Here is a 14,330-nt window from a genome sequence, read left to right on the forward strand (position 1 = left end):
CGGGCCGAGAAACGTATTGGCGAGGTTGGGCGCGCGGCTAGCGGCGCTTGACCGACTTGGGTGGCTTGGCGCCGCGACCCTGTTGCCGCGCCGCGGCGCGCCGCTCGCGCCGGCTGGCACCCCCGGGAACCCCGGCCGGCGTCTTGGAATCGCCGCCGTTGCGCTGGACCGCCGCCGAGCCGTCCTCCGCCGGTCCGGAGTAGGTCATGGCCGGCGCTTCGTTGTCAATGCCCTTGGCGCGCAATTGGGTTGGGGCCTCTTCGCGCACGGCCGTCGCCGCGCCGCCCTGCTTGCCGGCCGCGGCGGTGGCGAATTCGGCCAGCCCCTCCGGGGCTTGTACCGGCGCGACCTGCGGGCTGGGCACCGCCTCGACGGTGACATTGAACAGGAACCCGACCGACTCTTCCTTCATGCCGTCGAGCATCGCCATGAACATGTCGTAGCCCTCGCGCTGGTACTCGACGAGCGGGTCGCGCTGGGCCATCGCGCGCAGCCCGATGCCCTCCTTGAGGTAGTCCATCTCGTAGAGGTGCTCGCGCCACTTGCGGTCGATCACGTTGAGCAGCACGTTGCGCTCCAGCTGGCGCATCGCGCCCTCGCCGGCGATCTCCTCGAGCTCGGCTTCCCTTATGGCATAAGCGTTTTCGGCGTCTTTGAGCAGCGCCTCGAGCAGCTCCTCGCGGGTGAGGTCGTCGAGGTCGGCGTCGGCGTCGCGGCGCGTCAGCGTCGCATGGTCGATGCCCACCGGGTACAGCGTCTTGAGCGCCGTCCACAGCGCTTCCAAGTCCCAATCCTCGGCGTAGCCCTCGGAGGTGGCGCCGTTGACGTAGGCGGTGACCACGTCGCGCACCATGTCCAGCGCCTGCTCCTTGAGGTTCTCGCCCTCCAGGATGCGGCGGCGCTCGGCGTAGATCACCTTGCGCTGCTGGTTCATCACCTCGTCGTACTTCAGGACGTTCTTGCGGACCTCGAAGTTCTGCTGCTCGACCTGGGTCTGGGCGCTCTTGATCGCCCGGGTGACCATCTTGGCCTCGATCGGCACGTCGTCGGGCAGGTTCAGCCGGTTGAGCATCGCCTCCAGCGCGGCGCCGTTGAACCGGCGCATGAGCTCGTCGCCCAGCGACAGGTAGAACCGCGACTCGCCCGGGTCGCCCTGCCGGCCGGAGCGACCGCGCAGCTGGTTGTCGATGCGCCGGGACTCGTGCCGCTCGGTGCCCAGCACGTACAGGCCGCCGGCCTCGATCACCTCGGCGGCCTCGGCGGCGACCTCCTCCTTGACCTTCGGCAGTTCCTCGTGCCAGGCGGCGTCGTATTCCTCGGGCGTCTCGACCGGGTCGAGGCCGCGCTCGCGCAGCCGCTGGTCGGTGAGGAAGTCGGCGTTGCCGCCGAGCACGATGTCGGTTCCGCGGCCCGCCATGTTGGTCGCGACGGTGATGCCGCCGCGGCGGCCGGCGACGGCGACGATGGTCGCCTCCTGCTCGTGGAACTTCGCGTTGAGCACGTTGTGCGGCACGCGGCGCTTCTGGAACTGACGGGACAGGTACTCCGAGCGCTCCACGCTGGTGGTACCGATCAGCACCGGCTGGCCCTTTTCGTAGCGCTCGACGACGTCGTCGACCACCGCGATGTACTTGGCTTCCTCGGTCTTGTAGATCAGGTCGGACTGGTCGGCGCGGATCATCGGCTTGTTGGTCGGGATCGGCACCACGCCGAGCTTGTAGATCTCGTGCAGCTCGGCCGCCTCGGTCTGGGCGGTACCGGTCATGCCGGCGAGCTTGTCGTAGAGGCGGAAGTAGTTCTGCAGCGTGATGGTGGCCAGCGTCTGGTTCTCGGCCTTGATCTCCACGTGCTCCTTGGCCTCGATGGCCTGGTGCATGCCCTCGTTGTAGCGGCGGCCGTAGAGCACGCGGCCGGTGAACTCGTCGACGATCAGGACCTCGCCGTCGCGCACGATGTAGTCCTTGTCGCGGTTGAACAGCTCCTTGGCCTTCAGCGCGTTGTTGAGGTAGCTGACCAGCGGCGAGTTGGCGGCCTCGTAGAGGTTGTCGATGCCGAGCTGGTCCTCGACGAATTCCACGCCCAGCTCGTGCACGCCGACGGTGCGCTTGCGCAGGTCCACCTCGTAGTGGGTGTCCTTCTCCATCAGCGGCGCCAGCCGGGCGAACTCGAGGTACCAGTTGGAGGCGCCGTCGGCGGGGCCCGAGATGATCAGCGGGGTGCGGGCCTCGTCGATCAGGATGGAGTCGACCTCGTCGACGATGGCGAAGTTGTGCCCGCGCTGGACCAGGTCGTCGAGCGAATGCGCCATGTTGTCACGCAGGTAGTCGAAGCCGAACTCGTTGTTGGTGCCGTAGGTGATGTCGGCGTTGTAGGCGACCCGGCGTTCGTCCGGCGTCATCTGGGCCAGGATCACCCCGACCTCGAGGCCGAGGAAGCGGTGCACGCGGCCCATCCACTCGCTGTCACGTTTGGCCAGGTAGTCGTTGACGGTGACGACGTGCACACCCTTACCGCCAATGGCGTTGAGGTAGGCCGGCAGCACCGAGGTCAGGGTCTTGCCCTCACCGGTCTTCATCTCGGCGACGTTGCCGAAGTGCAGTGCGGCACCGCCCATCACCTGCACGTCGAAGTGCCGCTGGTCGAGCACCCGCCACGCGGCCTCGCGGGCGACGGCGAACGCCTCGGGCAGCAGGTCGTCGAGGCTTTCGCCGTCGGCGTGCCGCTTCTTGAACTCGTCGGTCTTGGCCCGCAACTCGGCGTCGGTGAGCTTCTCGATCTCGTCGGACAAGGTGTTGACGTAGTCAGACACCCGCTTGAGACGCTTGAGCATGCGACCTTCGCCAAGGCGCAGCAACTTCGACAGCACGGTGTTGTCCCCTTTTGGGATGTGCCCCTGTTGGTAGGAGTCTTTTCTTGAGCGACTCCCATGGTAGGCGACGACCCCGTGGGTACCGCCGTAGCGGCGATCGCAAGCGCGGCAACGCCGGGCGTAGCGGGTCGCCGCCCAACCAGCCCCGTCAGGACAGCCTGATCAGGCCGTAGTCGTAGGCGTGCCGCCGGTAGACCACGCTGGGCCGTTCGGTCTGCTTGTCGTGGAATAGGAAGAAGTCGTGTCCGACCAGCTCCATCTCGTAGAGCGCGTCGTCGACCGTCATCGGCGTCGCCGGGTGCTCCTTGGTCCGCACGATCCGCCCGGGCTCGTGGTCAGGTTCCACGCCGTCGCGCTCGGCGGGCGCGGGCTGCGGCGCGCTGTCCGGCGGGACGGGTGGCACCGCGGTGGCCGCGGCCAGTGACACCGGGGTCTTGTCCCCGTAGTGGACCTTGCGACGGTCCTTGACGCGGCGCAGCCGGTTCTCCAGCTTGTCGACCGCGGACTCGAACGCGGCGTAGAAACTGTTGGCACAAGCCTCCGCCCGGGTCACCGGGCCGCGGCCGCGGGCGGTGATCTCCACGCGCTGACAGGATTTGCGCTGGCGCCGGTTGGGCGCGTGCTTGAGCTCGACATCGAAGAGATAGATGGAGCGGTCGAACCGCTCGAGCCGGGCGAGTTTTTGCGAGACGTACAGACGGTAATGATCGGGGATTTCAACGTTGCGGCCCTTGAACACAACATCGGCGGTGGTTGTCGGTGGGGCTTGCTCATCGGTGATGGGCGGTTGGTCCAGAATCTGACCGGAATCCACGGATAGCCTTGACATACGTGACAACTCGTTTCTCTTTTCACGTCGCACGCGCCCTGCGTGCCCGGCTGCTTGATGCGCCGACGAGGTGAGAGCGGTTCGAGACTGGCTACCGCCGCAGGCTGCCCGCCGGTGCAAGGTGTCGATTACTCACCCCTTCCCGCGGATGGGTCCCACCTGGAAAATCGCGACCAGTGAGTCAGACCGATGAGTCGTTCTTCGTTGTTCTCGACGTTAGCTCGTGTTCGCCTGCCGAGCCACTAATTTGGTCCGGCTGTTGCGAGTTCTTCACAACCTCTTGGCCGGCTCACGGGCTCGGCCTGGGGGCGGTGAGGTTCACACGGCGGCCAGCGCCAGCACCGCGGCGACCCGGACCCCGGCGGCGTGCAGGATGCGCACCGACTCGCGCGCGGTCGCACCGGTGGTGACGATGTCGTCGACGACCATGACTTCGGTGCGCGGCGGTGGGCCGCGCAACACCACCCGGCCGGTGATGTTGCGCTCGCGCGCGGCCGTGCCCAGGCCCACCGAGTCACGGGTCAGCGCCTTGAGCCGCAACGCCGCGACGACGGCGATCTCCGGATGCCGCGCCACCGCGGCGCGCGCCAGCCGGGCGACGGGGTCACCGCCGCGCCGCCGCGCGGCCGAGCGCCGGGTGGGCGCGGGAACGACGGTCAGCGGGGTGGGCACGATCCCCCACGACAGCAACCGGTGCACGCCGACGGCCAGGGGCCGCGCCAGCGGTTCGACCAGGTCCGCCCGGCCCCGCTCCTTGAGCGCCAGGATCGCGTGCCGGCGCGCGTTGGCGTAGCGGCCGAGCGCGAACACCGGGACCTCCGGGTCGATGCGCGGGGTCACCACATGCGGCTGGTCGGCCGGCACCGACAGCTCGGCGGCGCACGCGTCGCACCAGCGGGTCGACGGCGCCCCGCAACCGCCGCATTCGGCCGGCAGGAACAGGTCGAGCATGGCGTCAGTGTGGCGGGTGGGTGTGACAGCTATGCGGCCGGGAGCTAGGCCGCCACGCGTGGCTTCCATCATCGCGGGCCAATGGGTTTCGACGGCGTGAAGATCACCGGCATTGACTCGGGCCCACTGACGAAGTTCGCCGGGCGCAGCGGCACTTCGACGCCATCGGCAAGCCGCAGGTCGGGCAGCCGGTCCAGCACGCGCGCGACCATCAACGAGAGTTCCGACCGCGCCAGCTGGTTACCCAGGCAAAAATGGGTGCCGAAGCCGAATGCCAGGTGATTATTCGGCTGGCGGTCGATGCGAAATTCGTCTGGGTTCTCGAACACTGTCTCGTCGAAGTTCGCGGACTCGAACAGAAGCAGGATTTTTTCGCCGACGCTCAGCCGGGTGCCGTGGAACTCGGTTGCCGCCGCCAGGGTGCGGCACATGTTCTTGATCGGCGAGGTCCAGCGCAGCATCTCCTCCACGGCTCCGGTCAGCAGGCTTCGATCGCGGCGCAGCCTTTCCCATTGGTCGCGGTTGCGCAGCAACTGTTCGATTCCGCCGGAGAGCGTGTGCCGGGTGGTCTCGTCCCCGCCAATGAGGATCAGTAGTGACTCGAAGATGATTTCGTCGTCCGACATCCTCCGTCCGTCTACTTCGGCATTCGCGAGCACGCTGAACAGGTCGTCGGTGGGCTCCATCCGGCGTTTGACGACGGCGTCCTTGGCGAACGCCGTGTAGGCGGCGAACGCCTCCATCACCGCCTGCACGGATGCCTCGTCGTCCGGCGACCGGGGACCGCCCACCAGCTCTTCGGACCATTTCAGCAGTGTGGCGCGCTCGTCGGGCAGCACGCCGAGCATGTCGCCGATCACCGCCATCGGTAGCGGCGCGGCGATGTCACGGACGAAGTCACAGTGCCCCGACTCGCAGACAGCGTCGATCAGCGCGTCGCACATCCTGATGATGGGCAACGCCTTGTTCCTTACCCGCTTTCCGGTGAATGCCGCGCTGACCAGCTTGCGGCGCAGGAGGTGGTCCGGGTCGTCCATGTCGATCATGTAGGGCATCGGTGGGTACGCCGGCCGAATTCCGCCGGCATTGGAAAATAGCTGCGGATTGCGTTCGGCGTCGAGGACCGCCCGATACGTCGCAGCCGCCGCGAGGCCGTTGCGGTCACGGCAAACTGGTTGGTTTTCGCGCATCCAGCGATACGCTTCGCGGGCGCGCCCATCAGCGTAGAAATGGCCGTCGGTGAGATCGATGTCGAGTGTGTGTTGCGTGGCATTCATGCGGCTTAACGCTATGCGTACCAACGGTATTGGCGAAGCCGCCGCACGCGCCGCGGCAGCCGGGAAGCGAAGCTCGCTACCCCACCACCGCCTCGATCACGCTCTGCAGGCCGGCCATGGTCCGCACGGCGACGCGCCGCGCGGTCGCGGAGTCAATGGTCTCGAGCCATTCGGTCAGCCGCAACTCGACACGGGGCCATACAGTTCGCTATCTGCTCATGCAGCCGAGACGGTTTGACTGTCCACTCGATCATCTCGGACGCCTTCTGGCCACCATCAGTGCTGCGCACACGATTCTCATTTCGCTGGGGCGGCGAGGCTGGCTCGTGACCACGACCTGCACGACATATCTGGGTATCGAAACCTCCAGACGCATTACGATTCCGCCCGCTTACGGGGAGTAAATATGATCGACACCGACGTTCAGAACTGAACCGAATGCGTTGCGCACTAAGGCCGATTCCGCGATCCGCGAGGACCGCGGTCCGATACCATAAAAATGTTTCATCTCGTGGCTAACTCGTCTCGAGAACAAAGGTGCGCAGCCGTTGCAGCACAAGTTCGGGTCGTTCCTCGACGATCCAGTGGCCGGCGTCCTGGATGGTTTCAACCTCGAGGTCGGACATTCGGCTGTTGTAGCCACGCAGCAGCGTCGACGTAATCACCGGGTCTTTGGCTCCACGCAATAGCCGCACCGGCACATCGATGCGACACTGTGCGTACTGACCACGAAGCCAGCGCGGGATTTCCCGGCATTGGGCGGTGCGGTACCAGCGCGACGCGGCCAGCGCGCGACTGGGGTCGCCCATCAGCTGAATATAGAGCGGCATGTCCTCGGGGACGAATCCCGCGCCGAGCCAACGGCTTAACATTGCCAGGAAGCGCCCCTTGCTGTCGCCGATCAACCGTTGGCCGAGAACTGGCAACGACAAAGCAAGCTGGTACCACAGGCTCCACAGACCGCGCAGGAACGCGTCGTCAATCACATACCAAGGTCCAACCGTATTGAGTCCGAAGAAGCCGCGGACCATTTTGGGATGCCGCAGCATCAGAAGGAATGCGACCGGTCCTCCCCAGTCGTGGCCAACGAGATGCACCGGTCCCGTGTCAAGCCTTTCGAGCACGATCGCGAGATCGTCCGCCATATCGGACTTGTAGTACCGGCCGCGGGGCACCGAACTCCAACCGGCACCGCGCAAGTCAGGACAAAGCACCCGCAACCCATCCTCGGTCAGCGGTTGAATCAGCTGATGCCACAGCCACCAGTTCTGTGGGAACCCATGGATAAGCATCACCGTCACAGAGTTGGGGGCGCCTGCGTCGGCTACATGAATCGTGACACCGTCGCCAACCTCGATGAACCGGTGCACGACCCCGTCGAGTTCGGGCATCGCGCTGAGCGCCATCACGCCGAGGCCGCCAGACTGTGTTCTGCCTTGATCTCTTCGGCGGCGCGCTCCCCAATGACGACGCAGGGCGCCATCGTGTTTGCACTCGTGATCCTCGGCATAATGGATCCGTCTGCGACACGCAGGTTTTCGATGCCATGGACTTTCAGGCTGCCATCGACGACGGCCATCCGGTCGCGGCCCATCTTCGCCGTGCCGACCACGTGCCAGAAGGTGACCGCGGCATCACGTATGTAGATGACCAGCTCCCTGCCTCTCAGCGGCCCGGGCATGACTTCGCGTTTGACGAACGGACGCAGTGGTGCGGCATTGCCGACTTTGCGCATATCCTCGACTAATTTGCGAGCCAGCCGCAGGTCATCGGGATGCGACAGACCGTTGTGCACCACCCGGACGGGCTGGTTGGGGTCTGCGCTCGTCAGCTCGACTGCGCCACGGCTCCTGGGTCGCGTCAGGGCACCCAGCAGCATCCAACCGGTATCGGGCAGCCCGAAGCGGGCGATGTTCTCCGGACTCGAGAACAGGATCGCGCCTTGGCAGGCGAAGAAATCGGGCTCCGCACGCCCGCCGTGACTCGGCCAGAACAGCGTGGTGTCGCCGGAATTATGCAACGGCTCCTCGTCGGGTGATTCCCAGATGCATGGGATGCCGAGATGGTCCTGCAAGTTGCGGCCGACGCCAGGTGAGTCCTCGGCCACCGCAATTCCCAAGCACCGCAGGATCCTATGGTCGCCCACTCCGGCAAGCATCAGCGTCTTCGGGGTATGGATTGCACCCATTGACAGCACAACCTCGGCTTCGGCACCGAAGTGCCGGACTCGGTCCCGATACTCGACTTCGACTCCCACGGCGCGGCCGCGTTCAATGGTCACTCGTCGCACCAATGCAGCCGTCAGTACAGTCAGGTTGGGCCGGTCCATGTAGGGATACGTGTAACACCGAAAAATGGATTGGCGCTTGCCGCACCGCGTGCGCAGGTCCATGATCGCCGCGCCACCATTGCCCTCCATCATCTTTCCGTTCGGATTGTCGAAGCGGGCAATGCCGAGACAATCGGCGGCTTCTAACACCGCGGGACCCGCCGGATGCGGATTCATTTTCGGCTGCACGAAGATCGGACCGCCCGTGCCCCGGTATTCATTATCCGGGGCGCCTTGCCAGTCTTCGATGCGACGATAGACGTCCAACACGGACTGGTAGCTCCACGCGTCGTTGCCCGACTCCGCGGCGAAGAAGTCCCAATCCGACCGATGGCCGCGGGCCCAGGCCATTAGGTTGATACTCGAGCCGCCGCCCAGAACTTTGCCCATCGATAGCATGAGCCTGCGGCCGTTGAGGTACGGGTTCGGCTCGGCCTGGAACGCCCAATCCGTTGCGCTGCCCAGATTCGTATGCCACAGCGTCGATTCGGTGACAGACGGGAGGTCATCGGCGCCCCCGGCCTCTAACAACAAGACGCTGACTCCCGGGTCCTCGGCCAACCGCCGGGCGACCACGCAGCCGGATGATCCTGCGCCGCAGACGATGAAGTCGTAGGACTGCTTGAGATCGGCCGCCAATCGATTCTGATTCTCTCGAATTCGGCGGTGTCGTTCGTGATCAACGCTCTCCGGCCAGTGATTCGACATTCGTTCGTCCTTTCCGCTTGTTTCCCCTATTCAGTGGCCCGCGCTCTGGCCGCCGTCGATGTGCAGGACCTCGCCGGCCATGAACATCGCAGCTTCCAGGTACAGGGCACGTGTCGACGCGTCCGTGAGGATGCGTTCGGCAGTGCCGGGGTCGGCGATATCACCCGCGACGGTTACGACTTCGGGGTGGGCCGATTCAGTGATAGTGCGAGAGTTGGCGATCACCCGACGGGCGTGTGTGCGATACGCTTCGACCAAGCCCGCACTAATGAGGCGCGATGCGCCGGTAATGATCGCGCCTTTGTCGCCACCGAATTCCATTGCAGTGGGCCTTTCCTATGCCGGCTAACCGACCAGCTCGCGCACGATGTCGGCGGCTGGGCCGGTCTTTGCGTGGCGGAAGGCGCCACCAGCCCACAGTGCGGTGGCGTGCGGGTCACCCAATTTCACCGCGGCCTGTTGAATCGGTGCGGTCATCAGTGCTACCTCGGGGAAGCCGAATACCGCTGCAGGTTCGTACATTTCGATGAAGCGGTTACGCAGTGCTCGTGCATATCGGCCGGTGAACGCGCGTGTCTGCACAGTCTCGGTGAACCGCGGATCTCGCAATGCGGCCCGATGCAGCGGATTGGTTGCGGCTTCGTCGGCGAGCAGAAACGCTGTACCGCATTGCACAGCCGTGGCACCCGCATCGCGCAGCCGACTGACGTCATCACGCGTACCTACACCTCCGGCTGCCACAACCGGACAGTCGAAGCAGTCGACCAGAACGGCAACCAGGTCCAGGAGCGGATCATTGGGCGGCACGGCGAGTGCGTCGAATGTCGCCCGATGCCCACCCGCGTTGGGGCCCTGCGCGATTAAGGCATCGACACCGCACGTCAGCGCAATCACCGCTTCGTGAACCGCGGTGATTGTGGCGACGCTCATGATGCCGAGACCGCTCAAACGCCGACACTCCTCCCCGCTCGGCGAGCCGAAGGTAAACGACACGACCTCGGGCCGCAGATCGCTGACCACATCGAGTTTCGCGTCCCACTCGTCGTCGCCATGACGCGGTTCACCAAGCGCCACACCGTAGCGTCGCGCTTCCTGCGCCAAGGCTGCCGCGAATGCAGTGAGCTGTTCCGAGGTGCACACCTGTCGCTGAGGCACAAACAGATTGACTCCGAGGGGACCTGATGTCAGCCTCCGCGCCGCGGCGATGGCCTCGGCTAAGTCTTCGGCTGACAACGTGCCGGCGGCGAGGAAGCCAAGGCCGCCGCCGTTGGTCACCGCAGCCGCCAGCTCGGGCGTCGATGGTCCGCCGGCCATGGGTGCTCCCAGCACCGGAGCGCTGAGATCCGCCAACGCGAATCGGTCAAGCACAAGAGACCTCCCGCACGTTGGTATGTGATACCGACGAAAGCGCCTGGGCATCGACGATTACCACGCTGTTGTCCTCCAGACGGATCCAGCCGCGGTTCTGAAATTCGCGCAATATCCTGCAGACCGTCTCCGGCGCAACGCTGGTCAAAAGAGAGAAGTCCGTCAAAGTCAGGTCGTGCACAACCCGCACAACTTCACCCTCCCGCTGGCCAAATCGCTTCCTCAGCAACAACAGCTGATTCGCGACACGGCCCTGCACATCGCCGAAAGCGAAGTCCACCAAGGAGTTCATCGACGCCTTCACCCACCGCGCAAACAGTCGCAACACCTGATCACTGAACTCTGGGCATTGGGCTATCCAACCCCGAAACTGATCGCGTTGTATCGACACCGCGACGACCTCGGTGAGCGCAGTTGCCGTGATTTCGCGGGCTTCGGGGTCGAAAAGCATTAGGGCACCGAACATCTCTTTGGGGCCTAAAATGCTGAACACCATCTCCTTGCCCTCACGGTGACGGTAAGCGACCTTGACCTTTCCCGAGACGATGACGTAAACCTCACCGCCGCGGCTACTTTGAGTAGCCATGGCGGCCCGTGCCGGGAATCGCACTATCTCAAGCTGCTCGACCGCGGCGGACAGGATGCCCGAATCTACCTTGCTGAAGAGCCCTGACGCGATGAGCGCCTGATACGCAACGGACCTTTCGCTACCGACGCGCGACCCTCCTGCATGCGAATGACGGTTCAACCGATCCGGTGGGGTGTCCGCAGGATTGTTTACTCGGTCCAGTGTGCTGCTGCACAAACCGGCACAAGTCGGTGATGCCGATGAAGGAACGGCACCTAAACCGTTCGTCTGCAACGTATCTATTGACGCATTCCCGTCCGCGCCCAGCGAATGCCTATGCCTGGGCGCGGATCGCCGGAACATCGGCACCCCTAGCCATACCGCCGGCGACAGCACAGCGAGCGCAGTACGATTCATGAAACCTACGGTATGGACGTGACTGTAGATCGACTAGCCGCCACACGCAGCTCTTTGGCCGGTCCGCGCATACACGCAGTTACGCCATACCAATCCGCTTACCACGGGCTGCTAGGCACCGGCGGGTTGAATGCTGCTGCGACCATTCGGATCGCTTCTTGATTACTTGCGATCACAGCAATTCGAGCAGTCGTAAGTCGTTGACGTATTTAGCGATGATCGCCGGAGTGATGTGTGGGATGGCTTTACCTGGGCCGGTTTTGGCGTCCTGGACGGCTGCGCGGAATCGGTCGGTGGGGGCCATTGACCCGGTGGCGGGCTGTTGGGGTTTCTGGTAGTTGTGTAGCAGCGGAAGCAGCGAGGCGTTGCGCTGCTTTTCGGGCAAGCCGCGCAGCGCTGTCTCGAACCGCCGCAGCCATTCGGAGTAGTCGGCAATGCGCTCGATCGAGTATCCGGCCTCGACCAGCCAGTCGACGTACTCGTCCAGACCGATGCCCTCGTCGTACGGGTTCATCACGTGGTAGGTCTGGAAGCCGGACCCGTCCTCGAGGGCCCGGCCCCCGGGGACGACCTCATGGGTCCACGCGTTTGCAAGCGTGCCGACACGGCGCCACAGCTCGCGATAGGTGATGGTCTCGAACCGAGGCAGCAACTTTAGTAAGGTGCGGCCGGTCTGCGGGTCGTTGACGAACTCGACGGCGCGCTGCCCGAGCGCGGGCCGCTCCGCGTAGCCCTCCATCACCGTCTGCATCACCTGCGTCAGTCGCAGCCCCGGCCGCTGGATCGCCGCGGTCACCGCCGCGCTCGGCTGCGCAGCGGCGAACTGCGGATCAATGGCGGACAACTCGGCGATGCGACGCTCTAAGCGTTCTGCACGGGTTCAATCGGCATAACGGAACCTCTGAACGATCATGGGAGAAAACTGGCCGGGCGCCCAAAGGAGTAATTGCCAACCGACGCTAGTGAGGCGGCCGACGGCTGACTAGCCACTGCGCGCAGACCGCCGGCCTAAATGCGCACTGACACTCTCGGGACAGAAACCTGGTCCATCGCATGGCATTCCACGCGCCCGGGGATCCCAATAGCCGGTCCTGCGCGCCGAGACGGTCGACAATGGCTCGCAGGATGCGCAAGGTGGCCGAAGTAGTGGACGCGGTGGCTAGTCGACCTGCTGCCAGACCCCGAGCGATAGGTTCGAGACAGAATGCGCAGGTCTGACCTTAGCCATCAAGGATCGGAGTTGCGCTCAACTACGCTGTGTCACATGATGATTCCGCGATCAGAGCCGTCGGATAGCCGCGCTCACCGTTTCACGACCCGGCTGGCAAGCTCGACGCCCGGCATATGGTTCATGCGCAATGTCGGGACGCGCCTCGACCCGACTCTGGTGCGACTCAGCCGAGGTCGCTTGTCCTGCGTCGCTCCGTTTCATGCGCTGGTACTCACCCACACCGGCGCCAGATCCGGCATCAGCCGCACTTCTACGGTCGTGTATTTCACCGATCGGGGACGGGTGATCGTCATCGCATCTAACTTCGGCTCTCCCCAGAACCCGAGTTGGTATTACAACGTCAAGGCGAATCCCTTGGTGACGTTGGATGGCGGGTGCTTTCGCGGCCGATTCGTTGCAGAGGAAATCACCGGCACCGAACGGGACCGACTCTTCGGTCTGGTCCGAGGAGCCGCTTCCCCCTACGGTCACTACCAAGGCATAGCGGGTAAGAGATCCATCCCGGTCGTAGCCTTCATACCGGCGTCCTGATGCGGCAAAGATTGCATGTCAGTCAAACGAATTCAGACTGTTGCCAAAGGACAGCACAGCACGCAAGCGTAGGAAAGGCTGTAACGCACCGGTGCGGTTCACCAGCTGTGTACCGAGGTAGTCGGCAGCACCCGTACTCAGCTACTAATTTGAGGGGTTGGACCGTACCGCCAAATCTTGCGCGATAGGTACGAAGTGCTGTGCTCTGGGGGCTACCCGCGCGCTCGGGACCACTCTAACGTCGGGCCCAGTTGTATTTGCTCGTGCTTCGGCAGGATGCGGGCGATGTCGATCACGACGTCGTTCGCGGTAACGAAAAGTACGACCTACCAGTCTTAAACCTCGTGGCACTTATAGATTGAACGGATTGAACATGGCGAACATCAAGGTCGGGCTGGTGAGCGAGCCGCTGAATACCGTTCTGTCGCCCACCGCGATGGTCAAGGCAAACTACCTGTCCGCGGTGTCCAGCCGGATCGACTCACTGTGGGTGCCGGATCACCTCAATGCCATGCTGGCGCGCACCGTCGCGACACCGATGAACCTCGGAATGGCCAGACTTGTCCCGAAGGTCGACGCCTACCTGGAACCGTGGACAATCCTCGGTCACCTCGCCGCCCGCAACCGGCTCGGCCGGTTGCGTCTGGGTATTGGTGTGACCGACGCCGGTCGTCGCAATCCGGCCGTCACCGCGCAGGCCGCGGCCACGTTGCAGCTTCTCACCCGTGGACGGGCCATCTTAGGCATCGGTGCCGGGGAACGCGAAGGCAACGAACCCTATGGTGTCGACTGGCACCATCCCGTGGGCCGATTCGAAGAAGCGATCGCCACAATCCGGGCGCTGTGGGATTCACGGGGTGAGCTAGTCACCCGCGACTCGCCGTACTTCCCGTTAAGGGACGCGATTTTCGCAGTACCACCATACCGTGGACGATGGCCCCAGATCTGGGTAGCGGCACACGGATCCCGGACCCTGGGCATCACCGGCCGCTACGGCGACGCGGGGTTTCCGGGATTCCCGCAGACTGCGCAGGATTACGCCAACCGCTTGCATGTGGTCCGCACCGCGGCCTCCAATGCCGGCCGCGATCCCGTGAGCATTCTTCCCGCCGTCTGGCTGTTCGTCATCACGGGACGGTCCACCGATGACGTCTGTCAACGGTCTCTGAAAATTGACCCTCTACGGGTCTCTTAAAGTTGACCCGCTGTCGCAGCGAAGATTGGTGAGACGCACCGTTCAGTTCAACCAGAC

General features: G+C 64.3%; 10 protein-coding genes and 2 pseudogenes. 2 read left to right on the plus strand and 10 right to left on the minus strand.

Going from position 1 to position 14,330, the window contains the following annotated elements:
* Positions 1-37 precede the first annotated feature (37 nt).
* The 10 genes and pseudogenes from secA to A5646_RS28125 all read right to left on the minus strand — a co-directional run.
* On the minus strand, positions 38-2,866 hold the full coding sequence (gene secA / locus A5646_RS14125) for a preprotein translocase subunit SecA (protein WP_067022152.1): 2,829 nt from the start codon (positions 2,864-2,866) through the stop codon (positions 38-40).
* Positions 2,867-3,017: 151 nt separating this feature from the next.
* Positions 3,018-3,683: a ribosome hibernation-promoting factor, HPF/YfiA family gene (gene hpf / locus A5646_RS14130; protein WP_067022154.1), complete on the minus strand. Its 666-nt coding sequence runs from the start codon at positions 3,681-3,683 to the stop codon at positions 3,018-3,020.
* Between the two features lie 333 nt (positions 3,684-4,016).
* Positions 4,017-4,649: a ComF family protein gene (locus A5646_RS14135; protein WP_066868068.1), complete on the minus strand. Its 633-nt coding sequence runs from the start codon at positions 4,647-4,649 to the stop codon at positions 4,017-4,019.
* A gap of 68 nt (positions 4,650-4,717) precedes the next feature.
* Positions 4,718-5,926, minus strand: coding sequence for a cytochrome P450 (locus tag A5646_RS14140; RefSeq protein ID WP_067022156.1), 1,209 nt, complete (start codon positions 5,924-5,926; stop codon positions 4,718-4,720).
* A gap of 515 nt (positions 5,927-6,441) precedes the next feature.
* A complete protein-coding gene (locus A5646_RS14145; RefSeq protein WP_067022158.1) occupies positions 6,442-7,332 on the minus strand; it encodes an alpha/beta fold hydrolase in 891 nt (296 codons plus the stop codon).
* Positions 7,332-8,963: a GMC family oxidoreductase gene (locus tag A5646_RS14150; RefSeq protein WP_082984737.1), complete on the minus strand. Its 1,632-nt coding sequence runs from the start codon at positions 8,961-8,963 to the stop codon at positions 7,332-7,334. The genes A5646_RS14145 and A5646_RS14150 overlap by 1 nt, the downstream gene beginning before the upstream one ends.
* 30 nt (positions 8,964-8,993) lie before the next feature.
* Positions 8,994-9,284 carry a hypothetical protein gene (locus tag A5646_RS14155; RefSeq protein ID WP_067022162.1) on the minus strand — a complete coding sequence of 97 codons (291 nt, stop codon included), beginning with the start codon at positions 9,282-9,284 and terminating at the stop codon, positions 8,994-8,996.
* A gap of 24 nt (positions 9,285-9,308) precedes the next feature.
* A complete protein-coding gene (locus A5646_RS14160) occupies positions 9,309-10,331 on the minus strand; it encodes a nitronate monooxygenase (protein WP_369806942.1) in 1,023 nt (340 codons plus the stop codon).
* On the minus strand, positions 10,324-11,316 hold the full coding sequence (locus A5646_RS14165; RefSeq protein ID WP_082984739.1) for a Crp/Fnr family transcriptional regulator: 993 nt from the start codon (positions 11,314-11,316) through the stop codon (positions 10,324-10,326). Before A5646_RS14165 ends, A5646_RS14160 begins: the two co-directional genes overlap by 8 nt.
* 172 nt (positions 11,317-11,488) lie before the next feature.
* Positions 11,489-11,854, minus strand: a pseudogene (locus tag A5646_RS28125) (oxidoreductase); the annotation flags it as partial.
* Positions 11,855-12,580: 726 nt separating this feature from the next.
* Between A5646_RS28125 and A5646_RS28130 the strand changes: the two are divergent.
* Both A5646_RS28130 and A5646_RS14175 read left to right on the plus strand, forming a co-directional pair.
* Positions 12,581-13,078, plus strand: a complete 498-nt coding sequence (locus A5646_RS28130; protein WP_197497956.1) for a nitroreductase/quinone reductase family protein — start codon at positions 12,581-12,583, stop codon at positions 13,076-13,078.
* 436 nt (positions 13,079-13,514) lie between these two features.
* Positions 13,515-14,231: pseudogene (locus A5646_RS14175) on the plus strand (LLM class flavin-dependent oxidoreductase); the annotation flags it as partial.
* Positions 14,232-14,330: the final 99 nt, after the last annotated feature.

The organism is Mycobacterium sp. 1245499.0, from assembly GCF_001673615.1.
Lineage (GTDB): Bacteria > Actinomycetota > Actinomycetes > Mycobacteriales > Mycobacteriaceae > Mycobacterium > Mycobacterium europaeum_A.